We start from the raw sequence: 13,184 nt of genomic DNA, 5'->3' as shown, positions 1-13,184 counted from the left end.
TCCGTGGCGACTCAGCCCACCGAGGCCGTGACCGGCCGCGCCGGTTCGGCCCCCGCACCGTCGGCCGCCCCGCCCAGCGCCGCCAGCCGCCGCAGGCTGGCCCGGCGCTGGAGCGCGCCGAGGCCGACGGTCGCCGCGCCGAGCCCGAGCCAGCCGACCGGCCCGGCCGCCATCACCACCCCGGTCAGCAGCAGCGGCCCCACCGACTTCTGCGCCGACTGGGACATACCGGCGACCCCGAGGTACGAGGCCTGGGCGCCCGGCGGGGCCAGCACGACCGCCAGCTCCCAGGAGCTCACCGAGCGGAGCAGTTCCGCCAGCGTGATCAGCATCGCCGCGGCCAGCAGCGCGACCGAGGCCAGGACCGGTCCGGCGCCGGTGGCGAGCGCGATCAGCAGGCAGCCCCCCAGCACCGTCACCCCGTACCAGCGGACCGCCGCGGCCGCCCCGAGCGCGCCCTCCGCCCAGGCGGAGACCCGCAGTTGCAGCAGCACCACGAGCACCGTGTTGAGCACCAGGAAGACCGGGACGACGGCGTGCGGCGCGCCGGTGTGGTGGACCAGCCAGAGCGGCAGCCCGACGTTGAGGACCGAGTCGTCCAGGTTCAGCGGCATGTCCAGCAGGACGAACCGCAGGTAGCCGCGGTCGCGCCAGGGGCTGGGCGCGGCGGTCGGCGCCCCGGCGGGCGCCTCCCCGGCCTTGGCCGCGACCAGGCCGCGCCCGGACGGCTCCCGGGTGCGCCAGACCAGGACGGCGGCCAGCACGTAGGACAACCCGTTGGCCAGGATCAGCACCCGGTAGGCGGCGGTGGTCCCGACCGCCAGCCCGATCGCCGCGACACCCGCGCCGAGCGCGTACCCGGCGTTGGCCACGCTGCGGAACAGCGCCTGGTAGGTGGCCCTCCGCTCGCCCGCCACCCGGGTCGCGAACAGCATCTCCAGGGTCTTGGCGGCCCGTTCGGCCAGGCAGATCAGGGCCACCACGGGCAGCAGCGCGGCGAAGTCGTCGACCACCAGCAGCAGCCCCATCGCCCCGAGCCGCAGCAGGTGGCAGCCGATCAGCAGCCACCGCACCGGCACCCGTTCGGCCGCCCGCCCGGCCAGCGGGGACCCGGCGATCCCCGCCACCGCCCCGACCCCGAGCAGCAGTCCCAGCTGCCGCGCGTCCATCCCGCAGACGTAGGTGAAGTAGAGCACCGAGGCCGCTGCCCACACCCCCGTGCCGGTCCGGTCGACGCACTGCGCCAGCAGCATGATCCGCGCGTCCCGCCCGCCCGGCGGCCGCCGCAGCTGCGCTATCAGTCCGTTCCCCCGCATGGCAGGCCCCCGTCGTGTGCGTGGCGCGAGTCGCGCGATCGGCATCAATCTCGATATCAAGATACTTCACATCAAGAGACTTTTGGAAGCCCCGAACCCCCGACGGCCGCCGGGCGCGGACGGCCGCACGACCCTCGACGCACGACGGGCGGTGCGCCACACTCTCCCCAGCAGCACCCGCGCTCCCAACGCACCGGCACGACGCCACGACGCCACGACCACCGCACTACGGAGAGCCGATCGGTGACCACTCGCCAACTGCTGGAGCTCGCCTTCTCGTCCGGACGGACCGGGACCGGACCGGCCACCTGGGGCCAACGGGCCATCTGGGACGCCGTACGACGGCTGCCGCCGGCCGACGCGCCGCGCTACAACATCGCCACCGCCGCGCCGCTGGACCCGGGGCTGCCCCTGCCCGTCCTGCTCGCCGCCCTGGAGCGACTGCTGCACCTGCACGACTCGCTGCACACCCGGCTGCTCCCCGACGAGGCCGGCGGCCTCCGCCAACTCGTCGACGGCGAAGGCACCCTGGACGTCCACCTGTGGCCCGCCGGAGAGCACGAGGACCCGGCCGAACTCGGCACCCGGCTGCACGAGGAGCTGGCGGCACAGCCCTTCGACACCGCCACCCAGTGGCCGGTGCGGGTCGGCGCGGTGACGGCGGGCGGGCTGGTCCGGCACATCAGCCTGGTGCTCTCGCACACCGCGGTGGACGGCTCCGGGATGAGCCGGCTGGTCGCCGATCTGTCCGCGCTCTGCCTCGGCAGCTCCCCCGAGGAGCTGGCCGAGCTGCGCGAACCCGCCCAACAGCCGCTGGAGGAAGCCGAGTTCCAGACCTCCGAACGCGGCCTGCGGCGCGACGCGGGGGCCCGCAAGCAGTTCGTGCGCAAGCTCCGGCTCGGCCCGCCCCGACTCTTCCCGCCCCACCCCCTCCCGCCGACCACCGCAGAGCCCGCCCGGTTCCCGAACGCGGTGCTCCGCTCCCCCGCCCTGCCCCGGGCCGTCGAGCGGGTCGCGGCCCGGCACCGGGTCAGCACGGGCTCGGTGCTGCTCGCCGCGACGGCCGCGATGACCGCCCGGCTCGCCGGCTCCACCGAGGCCGTGCTGAACGTCGTGGTCAACAACCGCTTCCTGCCGGAGCTGGCCAACGCGGTCGGTGTGATCGCGGGCGACGGCCTCTTCCATCTCCCGGACGCCACCGCCGAGTTCGGCGAGGTCGTGCGCCGCACCCATGCCGCGGCGATCGGCACCTACCGCCACGCGTACTACGACAGGCTGGCCCTGGCCGCCGAGATCGACCGACTGACCGCCGAGGGGGTCCAACTGGCCGACCGCTCCTGCGTGTTCAACGACACCCGGGAGCTGCTCCCGGCCCCGGCCGCCCCCGGCGAGGAGCACACCACCCTCAGCTGGCCGGTGGAATTCGAGCCGCGCCCCGGCCTGACCTACGCCCTGGACGCCCTGCAGTCCGCCGAGGCGCTGAGCCTGGCCATGACGGCGGACCCGGCCCTGCTGCCGCGCCCCGCGATGGAGCGGTTCCTGTACGGGATCGAGGAGTTGATCCTCACCGAGGCTGCCGCGCCGGCGGACGGAGCGGCCGTCGGCGCTTGAACCTGACACTGATGTCAAGTTCTACCGTACCGGCATGACCACGACCGCCACCGCATCCCTGCTCACCCCGTACCGCCTCGGCGCGCTCGACCTGCCGAACCGCGTCGTCATGGCCCCGATGACGCGCTACCGGGCCGCCGAGGACGGCACGCCGCTGCCCGTCGTCGCCGAGTACTACGCCCAGCGCGCGAGCGCCGGCCTGATCGTCACCGAGGGCATCTGGCCCAGCCGGCAGGGCCAGTCCGGCTGGCGCCTGCCCGGCCTCGAGACGCCCGCGCACGCCGCCGGCTGGCGCGCCGTGACCGGGGCCGTGCACGCCGCCGGCGGGCGGATCGCCGCCCAGCTGATGCACGGCGGCCGCCAGGGCCACCCGCTCAACCGGCTGCTCGGCGACGTCCCGGCCGGCCCCTCCGCCGTCCCGGCCCCGGGCCCGGTGCACGTCAAGGACGGTGGCAAGGCCGAGGCCGTCACCCCGCGCGCCATGACCCGCGAGGAGATCCGCCGCACCGTCGCCGACCACGTCGACTCCGCCCGCCTGGCCCTCGCCGCCGGCTTCGACGCCGTCGAACTGCACGGCGCCAACTCCTACCTGATCCACCAGTTCCTGGCCGACAACACCAACCTGCGCACCGACGAGTACGGCCCCCGCACCCTCGCCGACCGGCTGCGCTTCCCGATCGAACTGGTCACCGCCGTCGCCGAGGCCATCGGCCCCGACCGCCTCGGCCTGCGGCTGTCCCCCGGCAACCCGCAGTTCGGCATGGACGAGGCCGACCCCGCCCCCGTCTACCGCGCCCTGCTCGCCGAACTCGACGGCCTCGGCCTGGCCTACCTCCACCTCACCGACAACGACGACTACCCGGCCCTGGCCGACCTGCGCCCGCGCTGGTCCGGCCCGCTGATCGGCAACGTCGGCGAGAACCGCGCCGCCACCGACCGCGAGCGCGGCGAGGCCGTGCTGGCCGCCGGCCTGGCCGACCTGGTCTCCTACGGCCGCGCCTTCATCGCCAACCCCGACCTGCCGGAACGGTTCGCCGCGAACGCCCCGCTCACCCCCGTCGACCCCACCCACCTCTACGGCCAGGAGGCCACCGGCTACACCGACTACCCCCGCCTCCCGGCCGGCCACCCCGCCGTCCGGCCGACCACGAGCTGACCCAGGGCACCCCCGTCCTGACCCACTGTCAGTGCCACCCGCTATGGTCGGCCCCGAACCATCCAGTACCAACAGCACCGCCGTCACCAGGGGGCACCATGACCACACCGGGCACCCGCCCGCTCACCACCGCCGACCTCGTGGAGGGCTGGCACCGGGTGGGCGTCCGTGAGGGCATGGCGCTGATCGTGCACTCCTCGCTCTCCAGCCTCGGCCGGGTCGAGGGCGGCGCGGCGGCCGTGGTGGCCGGCCTGCGTGAGGCGGTCGGGCCCGGCGGCACCGTCGCCGTGCCCGCCTTCACCTCCGGCACGGTCCACGACCCGGCCCCCGGGCACAGCGGCCCGCCCGGCCCCGAGCTGGCCGAACTCCGGGCCGCCGTCCCGCTGTTCCACGCCGGGCTGCCGTGCGACACGGGCGCGGTCGCGGAGGCGCTGCGCGCCCTGCCGGAGAGCCTGCGCAGCACCCACCCGCAGGTCTCGGTCGCCGCCGTCGGCGCGCACGCCCGGGAGGTCACCGCCCGGCGCTCGCTCGGCTTCGCCGTCGGCCGGGAGTCGCCGTTCGGCGCGCTGCACGACCTCGGCGGGCACGTGCTGCTGGTCGGCGTCGGCCACAACCGCAACACCTTCCTGCACTACGCCGAGACCTTCGCCCCCAACCGCCGGCTCAAGCTCCGCCGCTTCCCGATGGCGATCCAGGGCGAGCGGGTCTGGATCGAGGCACCGGACGTGGGGGACGACAACGACACCCACTTCCCGGTCGTGGGGCGGGAGTTCGAGGAGCTGGCGGGCATCCGCGAGGTCCTGGTCGGCGCCGCGCCCTGCCGCCTGGTCCCGGTCCGCGAGCTCATACCCTTCGCCGTCCGCCGCCTCACCGAACTGCTGGCGGCGGACGGCCCCGGGGAGGCATAGGCCGGGCCGACGGTCCCCGCAGCGCGCGCGGAACCGCCGACCCGAACGCCCTCGTACCGCCCTGCCGTCAGTGCCGGCCCTCGTGCACCGAACCGGCCTCCTGGATCTTCTTCCAGGACTTCGGCTCGACCGGCGCCGCGTCCCGGCCGGCGTCCGCGCCCGGCGCCAGCGAGGCCGCGGCCGCGGCACCCGGCGGCACCGGTCCGACGGCCGGCTTGCTCGGGGTGAACAGCCAGGTGTTCAGCAGATCCCCGAGCTTCTGGCCGGAGACCTTCTCGGCGTACGCCTGGAACTCCGGGATGGTGGCGTTCCCGTAGCGCCGCTCGGTGGGCCAGCCCTTGAGGATCTGGAAGAACTTCTCGTCCCCGACGGCGTTGCGCAGCGCCTGGATGGCCACCGCGCCGCGGTAGTACACCGCACCGGAGAACTGGTTCTCCTCACCCGGGTCGCCCGGCTTGACGGTCCAGAACGGGTCGTCGGCCGGGTGCGAGGCGTAGATGTAGTCGGCCACTGCCTGCGCGGTGCCCTCGTTCTCGTGCTCGGACCAGAGGAACTGCGAGTACTCGGCGAAGCCCTCGTTCAGCCAGATGTCGCTCCACTTGGAGAGCGAGACGCTGTCGCCGTACCACTGGTGGGCCAGCTCGTGGACGACCACCGAGGTGTTGGTGCCCCGGGCGAACAGCCCGGGGCCGTAGGAGACCCTGGTCTGGGTCTCCAGGGCGCCACTGGACGAGGTGTTGGCGACGTAGCCGCCGACGGAGCTGAACGGGTACTCGCCGAAGTAGCCGCTCAGCCAGTCCACCAGCTCGCCGGTCCGCTCGATGCTCGCCCGCGCCGCGGCGCCGTTGTCGCCCAGGTCCTTGCTGTACGCGTTGTAGACCGGCAGCCCGCTCGCGGTGGTGTCCTGGGTGATGTCGAACTTGCCGATCGCCAGGGTCGCCAGGTAGGTCGCCTGCGGCTTGTTCTCCCGCCAGCTGTACCGGGTCCAGCCCGCCAGCGAACTGGTCCCGGTCAGCACGCCGTTGCTGATCACCTGGTTGCCGTCCGGCACCAGCACCGAGACGTCGAAGGTCGCCTTGTTGCTCGGGTGGTCGTTGCTCGGGTACCACCACGCGGCCGACACGGGCTCGCCGGCCACGACCGCACCGTCCGGGGTGCGGCGCCAGGCGGTGTAGCCGCCGTACCTCTCCACGGTGGACGGCACGTCCTTGTAGCGCACCACCACGGTGGCCTGGTCGCCCCTGGCGAGCGGCCGCGCGGGGGTGATCTCCAGCTCCTGGTCGCCACTGGTGGCGAAGGTCGCGACCCGGCCGTTGACCCGCACCTCGGAGACCTTCAGCGCGAAGTCGAGGTTGAACCGGGAGAGGTCCTGGGTGGCCGTCGCGAGGATGGTGGTGGTGCCCTCCAGCTCGTCGGTGGCGGGCTGGTACTTCAACCGGATGTCGTAGTGCGAGACCCGGTACCCGCCGTTGCCGAGGGTCGGGTAGTACGGGTCCCCGACGCCGTCCGCGCCGGGTTGGAAGCCGGAAGCCGAGGCCGGGACGGCCAGGAACAGGCTCAGGGCACTGGCAGCAGAGACGATCAGCCTCTTGCGCACATGGTCCTCCAGGGATCACCGGAACGATGGGGTTGAACCGATCCTTGTCCCGTCAACCCCTCCCCCACTCCCTTCCGGTGAGATGTTCATAAAAAGAAACGCGCCGACATGACGGCTTCGCGCCCGCGCCCCGAAGCCGTCACGCCGACCATTCCGACATGTCGTCAGCTATGGGACTGGTGCACCGAGTTGGTCTCCTGGATCTGCTTCCAGGACTTCGGCTCCGCCGGCAGCTGACCCTCCGCCCGGCCCGCACCCGGCGCCAGCGAGGCGGCGGCCGCGGCACCCGGCGGCACCGGCCCGACCGCCGGCTTGCCGGGGGTGAACAGCCAGGTGTTCAGCACGTCCCCGAGCTTCTTCCCGGAGACCTTCTCCGCATAGGCCTGGAACTCCGGGATGGTGGCGTTGCCGTAGCGGCGCTCGGTGGGCCAGCCCTTCAGGATCTTGAAGAACTTCTCGTCCCCGACGGCGTTGCGCAGCGCCTGGACGGCCACCGCACCCCGGTCGTACACCGCGCCGGAGAACTGGTCGTCCGGGCCCGGGTCGCCCGGCTTGACCTTCCAGAACGGGTCGTCGGCCGGGTGCGAGGCGTAGACGTAGTCGGCGAGCTCCTGCGCGGTGCCCTCGTTCTCGTGCTCGGACCAGAGGAACTGCGAGTACCGGGCGAAGCCCTCGTTCAGCCAGATGTCGCTCCACTTGGAGAGCGACACGCTGTCCCCGTACCACTGGTGGGCCAGCTCGTGGACGACCACCGAGGTGTTGGTGCCCCGGGCGAACTGCCGGGGGCTGTAGAAGATCCGGGTCTGGGTCTCCAGGGCGTAGCCGGTCGGCACATTGGGGACGTAGCCGCCGACCGAGCTGAACGGGTACTCGCCGAAGTAGCCGCTCAGCCAGTCCACCAGCTCACCGGTGCGCTCGACGCTCGCCCGCGCCGCGTCCGCGTTCTCGCCGAGGTCCTTGCTGTACGCGTTGTAGACCGGCAGCCCGCTCGGCGTGGTGTCCCGGGTGATGTCGAACTTGCCGACCGCGAGCGTGGCCAGGTACGTCGCCTGCGGCTTGTTCTCCCGCCAGCTGTACCGGGTCCAGCCGGCCTGCGAGGTGGTGCCCGTCAGCACGCCGTTGCTGATCACCTGGTTGCCGTCCGGCACCAGCACCGAGACGTCGTAGGTGGCCTTGTTGCTCGGGTGGTCGTTGCTCGGGAACCACCACCAGGCGGCCTCGGGCTCGTTCGCCGCCACGGCGCCGTCCGGGGTCCGGTGCCAGCTGGTGAAGCCGTACTTCTTCACGGTGGAGGGCACACCCTTGTAGCGCACCACCACGGTGGCCTGGGAGCCCTTGGCGAGCGGCCGCGCGGGGGTGATCTCCAGCTCCTGCTCACCGCTGGTGGCGAACTTCGCGACCCGGCCGTTGACCCGCACCTCCGAGACGTCCAACGCGAAGTCGAGGTTGAACCGGGAGAGGTCCTGCGTGGCCGTGGCGAGGATGGTCGTGGTGCCCTCCAGCTCGTCCGTGGCGGGCTGGTACTTCAACCGGATGTCGTAGTGCGAGACCCGGTACCCGCCGTTGCCGTAGGTCGGGTAGTACGGGTCGCCGACCCCGGCCGCGCCCGGCTGGAAGCCGGAAGCCGAGGCGGGAACGGCCAGGAACAGGCTCAGGGCACTGGCAGCAGAGACGATCAGCCTCTTGCGCACGTGGTCCTCCAGGGATCACCGGAACGATTGGGTCGGATCGATCCTTGTCCCGGCAGCCCCTCGTCCACTCCCCTCCGGTGAGATGTTCATGAAAAGAAACCCGCCGACACGACGGCTTCGCAGCCCGGCCGCGAAGCCGTCACGCCACCCCACCCACCCCTGAGGCCCTTGAAGCCCCTCGCACCCCTCCTGCCCTTCCTCCCCCTCACGCCCCGAGCACCACCGGCGCCCGCACCAACGAGCCGTACTCCGTCCACGAGCCGTCGTAGTTCTTCACGTGCGGGTACCCGAGCAGCTCGGTGAGCGCGAACCAGGTGTGCGCGGACCGCTCGCCGATCCGGCAGTACGCGATCACCTCGCGCTCCGGCTCCACGCCCTTCCCCCCGTACAGCGCCCGCAGCTCCTCCGCCGAACGGAACGACCCGTCGTCGTTGGCCGCCTGGGACCACGGGATGTTGACCGCGCCGGGGATGTGCCCGGGCACCTGCGCCTGCTCCTGCGGCAGGTGCGGGGGCGCGATCAGCTCGCCCCGGAACTCGGCCGGCGAGCGGACGTCCACCAGCACCGCGTCCGCCCCGGGCTTGGCGAACACCTCGGCCCTCGCCAGCACCTCGTCCCGCAGCGCCCGCAGCTCCGGCCGCTCGGGCCCGCTCAACCGGAACCCGCTGTGCTGGTAGTCCATCACCGCACGGGTGAGCTCCCGCTCCTCCAGCTCCCACTTCTTGCGCCCGCCGTCCAGCAGCCGCACCGGCCCGAAGCCGCGCAGCCGCAACAGCCAGTAGGCGTAGGCGGCGAACCAGTTGTTGTTGCCCCCGTAGAGCACCACGGTGGTGTCGTCCTCGACCCCGGCCGCCCGCAGCAGGTGCTGGACGCCGTCGCGGTCGATGTAGTCCCGGCCGACCTGGCTGTGCAGGTCGGTGGTCCAGTTCCAGCCGACCGCGCCGGGGATGTGGTCCCGGTCGTAGGCCTCGGTGTCCTCGTCCACCTCGACGACCCGGATCGTCCCGTCGTCCAGGTGGTGGGCCAGCCATTCGGTGCGGACCAACGCCTCGGGGTGCGCGTAGCCGTTGCCGGTCATCCCAGGCCCTCCTTCGCTCTGCCCAGGCTGCGGCGCCCGACCACGGGCACGGCGGGCCGCGCGACGACGACAGGCGTACGGGCACGGCGAGGGGCCGGCGACCGGGCCGGACAGTTCGAACCTACGCCGCCCGCCCGGCCCCGGCCACCCCGCGCTCCCCCGCGCTCAGGAGAAGACCACGGAGCGCAGCTTCAGCCGGTCACCGAGCTTCTTGCCGGGGTTCATGACGTAGAAGACGTCGCCCGAGCAGCCGAAGTCCAGGAAGACCGTGGCCGTGGACTGGGTGCGGTTCTCCGGCGCGAAGCCCGGGTCCTCCTCGGTGGTCCACGGCAGGTCGATGCACTCGCGGCTCTGCGGGTCGGCCAGGCCCACGGGGACCCCGGGGCCGACCTTGTAGAGGAAGTCGCCCGTCGCGGCATTCGCGGAGAACGGGACGGCGAGGACGAGGGCGACGGCGCTGGCGGCGGCGAGCATGGCGTTGCGGAGACGCATGAGTGAGGGCCTTTCAGGTGGTACTCGGCAGTACCCGGTTAATTGGTGCGAGATCACCCTAGAGGCCCAAAAACCGCAGAAACGGTTCTTCTAATCCACCCATTCGAGTGGTTTAAGGGTTAAAACCGCGACCTGCCCCGTCATGCGAAACTCAGTTCGGCGGAGCCGTGAAGAGATACCCCGAGTCGACGAGCACCGGCAGGTACGCCTTCAACGCCGCCACCGTCTGCGACCGGTCCCCGCCCCCGTCGTGGTTGAGCACGATCGACCCGGGCCGGACGTTCTTGAGGACCCGGTCGATGATCGCCGAGGTCCCCGGCCGGGCCCAGTCCCGCGGGTCCACCGACCAGGCCATGTTCCGCATCCCCAGGTCGGCGGCCACCTTGAGCGAGACCGCCGAGAAGTCCCCACCCGGCGCGCGGAACCAGGTGGGCTGCCGGCCGGTGGTCCGCTGCAGCAGGTCGGAGGTGCGCTCCAGCTCGTCCCGCACCTTGCCCTCCGACATGTGCCGCAGGTCGGGGTGGGTCCAGGTGTGGTTGGCGATGTGGTGGCCGCGGTCCGCGATCTCCCGCACCAGGGCGGGGTGCTCGACCGCGTTCTCCCCGATCAGGAAGAACGTGGCCCTGATCCCGTACTGCTCGAACATCGATAGCACGGTCGGCGTGTACCGGGGGTCCGGCCCGTCGTCGATGGTGAGCGCCACCACCTTCCGCTCCGGGTCCAGGTCGTACACCGGCTTGCTCTCCGCCTCGGAGAGCGCCCGGCGCACGGGCACCGCGCTCGGCGCGGCGCCGGACGGCGGCGCCGGCGAGGGCACCGCGGACGGCGTGCCCCCCGGGGCCGCCACCGACGGCGCGGCCGACGCCCCCGCCGGCCCCGCCGGGTCGGCCGGAACGGCGGCATCGGCCGCCCCCGCTGCCGCACCGCCCTCCCCGCCACCCCAAGGGCTCCGACATCCGGCGGCCGTCCCCAGCAGGGACATTCCGGCCGTAACCAGCAGCAATCTGCGCGAAGTAATCTGACGATCTGACAGCATTCTGGATGCTTCCCCCGGCCGTCCCCGCCGCTCCCCGACGGCAACTCCGACGGCCCCCATCACCACTCCGACGGCCCAGGGCGTGTCTGACGATTCCCGCCGTCCACTCCGCTTCCGAAGATCTTCCACGGATCTTCCCCGACCGGACGCTCCACCTCCCGTCCGGACCGCTACGCTGTGCCTTCCCCAGTGTGATGATCTGCCATCAGAGGACGTGGCCATGACGACAAGTCAGGACTCCCCCCGCCAGGGCCCGCAGGACGACGACGCCACCGAGCTCAGCCAGTGGGAACGCTTCGGTGTCGACACCACCGCCCCGCACTCTGCGCGCGTGTACGACTACTGGCTGGGCGGGAAGACCAACTTCCCGCCGGACCGCGCCATGGGGCAGGCCATCGAGCAGGCCGTACCGAGCGTCAAGGCGATGGCCAAGGCCAACCGGGCGTTCCAGGGCCGGGCCGTGCGCCACCTCGCCCAGGAGCACGGCATCCGCCAGTTCCTCGACCTCGGCACCGGCATCCCGACCTCGCCGAACACCCACGAGATCGCCGAGGCGGTCAGCCCCGGCACCCGGGTGGTCTACGTCGACAACGACCCGATCGTGCTCGCCCACGCCCGCGCCCTGATGGTCTCCAGCCCGGCCAGCCGCACCACCTACATCCACGCCGACCTGCGCAAGCCCGAGGAGCTGTTCGCCGACCCGGCGCTCACCGCCACCCTCGACCTCACCCAGCCCGTCGGCCTGCTGATGATCGCCGTACTGATGCTGATCGCCGACGAGGACGACCCCTGGGGCCGGGTCGCCGCACTGCGCGATGCCCTGCCCGCCGGCAGCTGCATCGCCCTGACCACCCCCACCCCGGACTTCGACCCCGAGGCCGTCGGCAAGGTCGCCGAGGCCGCCCGGGCCGGCGGGATGACCCTGGTACCGCGCGGCTACGACGACGTCGTCCGCTTCTTCGACGGCTGGGACCTGGTCGAACCGGGCGTCGCCCCTGTGCTGGCCTGGCGCCCCGACGGCGAGCCCCCGGCCGACCCGAAGGCCGCCTACTACTGGGGCGGCGTCGCCATCAAGCGCTGACCAAACGCCGACGACCGGGTGGGACGGCCAGAACCCGTCCCACCCCTCACTTCCCCTCCCCTCCCCACTCCCCCTCCCCTCCCCCTCACTTCTCCTCCCCCTCACTTCAACAGCCGCGACAACCGCCGGTCCGCCAACGGCTTGCCCCCGGTCTGGCAGGTAGGGCAGTACTGGAACGAGGAGTCCGCGAAGGACACCTCCCGAATGGTGTCCCCGCACACGGGGCAGGGCTCACCGGTCCGGCCGTGCACCCGCAGCCCGAGCTTCTTCTCCGCCTTCAGCTCCCCCGCCGCCAGCCCCCGCGAGCGCTCCACCGCCTCCCGCAGCGTGCCCCCGAGCGCCTCGTACAGCCGGGCCACCTCGTCCTCGGTCAGACTCGCGGCCAGCTTGTACGGCGACATCCGGGCCGCGTGCAGCACCTCGTCCGAGTAGGCGTTGCCCACCCCCGCCAACACCCCCTGGTCCCGCAGCACCCCCTTGAGCCGACGCCGCTCGCCCCGCAGCAACGCCGCGAAGTCCGCCAGCCCGAAGCCCGGATCCAGCGGATCCGGCCCGAGCCTGGCCACCCCGGGCACCTCGGCCGGCTCCCGCACCACGTACACCGCCAGCCCCTTCTTCGACCCGGCCTCGGTGAGATCGAACCCGTCCCCGGCCTCTCCCGCCAACCGCACCCGCAATGCCAACGGATTGCGCGGAGAAGGCCGCGGCGGCTCAGCGGGCAGACCGTCCTTCCACCGCAACCAGCCCGCCCGGGCCAGGTGGACCACCAGGTGCAGCCCCTCCGCCTCCACGTCCAGGAACTTGCCCCGCCTGGTCACCGCCCCGACCGTCCGCCCCTCCAACGCCGTCACCGGCGGGTCGTACGTCTTCAACGCACTGATCGCCACCGGCTGCACCCGAGCGATCACCCGCCCGGTCAACCGCTCGGACAGGAAAGCACTCAACGCCTCGACCTCAGGCAGCTCCGGCATGCCCCCAGTCTCCCCCGACCCCCCACCCCCCGCCTGCGCTCCCACCCAGCGGGCGCGCAGGGCGAAAGCCCGCGCGCCCGCAACAAAACCTCCCCCAGCACCCACCCACGGCAACCCCCACCCGCCCGCCCCTCCCCACCCGACCAGGCGAGAGGGACGCGCTGCGGGAGGGGGTGGCGCAGGGGGTGGCCGCGGAGAGGGGCGTGACGGGTGATTTTCAGACTGCCAACGGTCTGAACGCCCCACC

11 protein-coding genes are annotated in these 13,184 nt (G+C 72.7%); 4 read left to right on the top strand and 7 right to left on the bottom strand.

Annotated elements, in window-relative coordinates; translation table 11 throughout:
• Positions 1-11 precede the first annotated feature (11 nt).
• The gene (locus tag ACFVU7_RS23630; protein WP_388046965.1) at positions 12-1,316 is read right to left on the bottom strand and encodes an MFS transporter; all 1,305 of its coding nucleotides are present in this window, start codon (positions 1,314-1,316) and stop codon (positions 12-14) included.
• 243 nt (positions 1,317-1,559) lie between these two features.
• On the opposite strand from ACFVU7_RS23630, the gene ACFVU7_RS23625 reads away from it, so the two are divergent.
• The 3 genes from ACFVU7_RS23625 (at position 1,560) to ACFVU7_RS23615 (ending at position 4,991) form a co-directional block, all read left to right on the top strand.
• Entirely contained in the window at positions 1,560-2,927 is a 1,368-nt protein-coding gene (locus tag ACFVU7_RS23625; RefSeq protein WP_388046963.1) for a condensation domain-containing protein, read from the top strand.
• A 34-nt stretch (positions 2,928-2,961) separates the two neighbouring features.
• Entirely contained in the window at positions 2,962-4,083 is a 1,122-nt protein-coding gene (locus ACFVU7_RS23620; RefSeq protein ID WP_388046961.1) for an alkene reductase, read from the top strand.
• Positions 4,084-4,181: 98 nt separating this feature from the next.
• Complete coding sequence (locus ACFVU7_RS23615) at positions 4,182-4,991, top strand: aminoglycoside N(3)-acetyltransferase (protein WP_375874903.1); 810 nt, start codon at positions 4,182-4,184, stop codon at positions 4,989-4,991.
• A 67-nt stretch (positions 4,992-5,058) separates the two neighbouring features.
• Here the strand turns inward: ACFVU7_RS23615 and ACFVU7_RS23610 are convergent, their stop codons facing one another.
• From ACFVU7_RS23610 to ACFVU7_RS23590, 5 genes are all read right to left on the bottom strand, one after another.
• Positions 5,059-6,588, bottom strand: coding sequence for a M1 family metallopeptidase (locus tag ACFVU7_RS23610; RefSeq protein WP_388046959.1), 1,530 nt, complete (start codon positions 6,586-6,588; stop codon positions 5,059-5,061).
• A 164-nt stretch (positions 6,589-6,752) separates the two neighbouring features.
• Positions 6,753-8,279: a M1 family metallopeptidase gene (locus ACFVU7_RS23605; protein ID WP_387973058.1), complete on the bottom strand. Its 1,527-nt coding sequence runs from the start codon at positions 8,277-8,279 to the stop codon at positions 6,753-6,755.
• Positions 8,280-8,484: 205 nt separating this feature from the next.
• Positions 8,485-9,357, bottom strand: a complete 873-nt coding sequence (locus ACFVU7_RS23600; RefSeq protein ID WP_049658298.1) for a sulfurtransferase — start codon at positions 9,355-9,357, stop codon at positions 8,485-8,487.
• Between the two features lie 165 nt (positions 9,358-9,522).
• Positions 9,523-9,849 carry a hypothetical protein gene (locus ACFVU7_RS23595; protein WP_049658296.1) on the bottom strand — a complete coding sequence of 109 codons (327 nt, stop codon included), beginning with the start codon at positions 9,847-9,849 and terminating at the stop codon, positions 9,523-9,525.
• 151 nt (positions 9,850-10,000) lie between these two features.
• The gene (locus ACFVU7_RS23590) at positions 10,001-10,666 is read right to left on the bottom strand and encodes a polysaccharide deacetylase family protein (RefSeq protein WP_158077770.1); all 666 of its coding nucleotides are present in this window, start codon (positions 10,664-10,666) and stop codon (positions 10,001-10,003) included.
• 439 nt (positions 10,667-11,105) lie between these two features.
• Here ACFVU7_RS23590 and ACFVU7_RS23585 point away from each other — a divergent pair, with 439 nt between their 5' ends.
• Entirely contained in the window at positions 11,106-11,966 is an 861-nt protein-coding gene (locus ACFVU7_RS23585) for an SAM-dependent methyltransferase (protein ID WP_074005195.1), read from the top strand.
• Positions 11,967-12,067: 101 nt separating this feature from the next.
• Here ACFVU7_RS23585 and ACFVU7_RS23580 read toward each other — a convergent pair whose 3' ends face one another.
• Complete coding sequence (locus ACFVU7_RS23580) at positions 12,068-12,937, bottom strand: Fpg/Nei family DNA glycosylase (protein ID WP_049660526.1); 870 nt, start codon at positions 12,935-12,937, stop codon at positions 12,068-12,070.
• Between the last annotated feature and the right edge of the window lie 247 nt (positions 12,938-13,184).

The sequence above is a fragment of the Kitasatospora sp. NPDC058046 genome, from assembly GCF_042885595.1.
Lineage (GTDB): Bacteria > Actinomycetota > Actinomycetes > Streptomycetales > Streptomycetaceae > Kitasatospora.
This window is presented reverse-complemented; position numbering and strand designations above follow the sequence as displayed.

What these genes read in the sequence shown, in the direction of transcription:
- ACFVU7_RS23595 (WP_049658296.1), bottom strand. Translation starts at nt 9,849, where the DNA reads ATGCGTCTCCGCAACGCCATGCTCGCCGCCGCCAGCGCCGTCGCCCTC.
- ACFVU7_RS23630 (WP_388046965.1), bottom strand. Translation starts at nt 1,316, where the DNA reads ATGCGGGGGAACGGACTGATAGCGCAGCTGCGGCGGCCGCCGGGCGGG.
- ACFVU7_RS23620 (WP_388046961.1), top strand. Translation starts at nt 2,962, where the DNA reads ATGACCACGACCGCCACCGCATCCCTGCTCACCCCGTACCGCCTCGGC.
- ACFVU7_RS23615 (WP_375874903.1), top strand. Translation starts at nt 4,182, where the DNA reads ATGACCACACCGGGCACCCGCCCGCTCACCACCGCCGACCTCGTGGAG.
- ACFVU7_RS23585 (WP_074005195.1), top strand. Translation starts at nt 11,106, where the DNA reads ATGACGACAAGTCAGGACTCCCCCCGCCAGGGCCCGCAGGACGACGAC.
- ACFVU7_RS23580 (WP_049660526.1), bottom strand. Translation starts at nt 12,937, where the DNA reads ATGCCGGAGCTGCCTGAGGTCGAGGCGTTGAGTGCTTTCCTGTCCGAG.
- ACFVU7_RS23600 (WP_049658298.1), bottom strand. Translation starts at nt 9,357, where the DNA reads ATGACCGGCAACGGCTACGCGCACCCCGAGGCGTTGGTCCGCACCGAA.